We start from the raw sequence: 1,476 nt of genomic DNA on the forward strand, positions 1-1,476 counted from the left end.
CACCACTTCAACTACCGTAAGTGATCTTTCGGCTACCGTGACGGAGGTGAGTGGGCCCGAGCAGGACAGCACGCGCCGCCCGATCCGGGAACTGCTGGACGACCGGCTGCTGGACCAGCTGCTGGCCCGGTCCCGGGACGAGGCCGGCGGGCTGCGGCTGACCGGCGAGGGCTCGATGCTCGGCGACCTGGTCAAGGCCGTGCTGGAGCGGGCGCTGGAGGCCGAGCTGACCGCGCACCTGGGCTATGACAAGCACGCCAGCGACGGGTACGGGACCGGCAACTCACGCAACGGCAAGATCTCCAAGACGGTGCAGACCGGGGTCGGTCCGGTCCGCCTGGCGGTGCCGCGCGACCGGAAGGGGTCGTTCGAGCCGGTGCTGGTGCCCAAACGCGCCGGGCGGGTGTCGGGCGGCCTGGACGACATGGTCATCAGCCTGTACGCGCACGGCATGACGGTGCGCGACATCGTCCACCACCTCGACCAGGTCTACGGCACCCAACTGTCACCCGAGACCGTCTCCCGCATCACCGAGCAGGTGATGGACGAGGTCAAAGCCTGGCAGCGCCGCCCCCTGGACCCCGTCTACCCGGTGGTGTTCTTCGACGCGCTGATGGTGAAGGTGCGAGACAACCACGTCGTGCACAACAAGCCCGCCTACCTGGCGGTCGGGATCGACACCGACGGCGACAAACACGTCCTGGGCATCTGGGTCCCCAAAGCCGGCGACGGCCCGGCCGGCCCGCCCGGCACCAACCGGATCGGGGAGGGCGCCGCGTTCTGGCGCGGCGTGGTCGCCGACCTGCGCAACCGCGGCGTCCACGACATCCTCATCGCCTGCGTCGACGGCCTGACCGGGTTCGAGGACGCCATCTGCGCCGCGTTCCCGCACACCACCGTCCAATCATGCGTGGTGCACCTGATCAGAAACAGCCTGCGCCCCGTCCCGCGCAAGCACCGCGCCGCCGTCGCCGCCGAACTGAAGAAGGTCTACACCGCGCCCGACGCCGACGCCGCCCTGGACGCCCTCGCGGCCTTCGCCGACACCGACCTGGGCAGACGCTACCCGCAGGCAGTGAAGGCCTGGGAAACCGCCTGGGAACGGTTCATCCCGTTCCTGGCCTTCACCCCCGCCGTCCGCAAACTCCTCTACACCACCAATGCCATCGAGTCCCTGAACTACCAGCTCCGCAAGGTCACCAAGGCCCGCGGCCACTTCCCGACCGACGACGCGGTGGTCAAGCTGCTCTGGCTGGCCATCCTCAACATCGAGGACAAACGCGCACGCGAACGCGCCGCCAGAGCCGACCTGGACGGTGTCCGCGCCGGCTATCCGGCACGGCTCATCGAGGGCCAGAAGACCTACGGGTGGGCCGAAGCCCTCAACGAACTCGCCGACGCCTACCCAGACCGCATCCAGTAAAGACAACCAGACCCACAACAAGATCATCTTTACACACTTCGAGTTACAGGCTC

1 protein-coding gene is annotated in these 1,476 nt (G+C 68.2%); it reads left to right on the forward strand.

Translation table 11 applies throughout. The features are described 5' to 3' along the window. Positions 1-37: 37 nt before the first annotated feature. The gene (locus ETD96_RS43875) at positions 38-1,423 is read left to right on the forward strand and encodes an IS256 family transposase (protein ID WP_089331234.1); all 1,386 of its coding nucleotides are present in this window, start codon (positions 38-40) and stop codon (positions 1,421-1,423) included. The last annotated feature ends 53 nt before the right edge of the window (positions 1,424-1,476 follow it).

The sequence above is a fragment of the Actinomadura geliboluensis genome, assembly GCF_005889745.1.
Classification (GTDB): Bacteria; Actinomycetota; Actinomycetes; order Streptosporangiales; family Streptosporangiaceae; genus Spirillospora; species Spirillospora geliboluensis.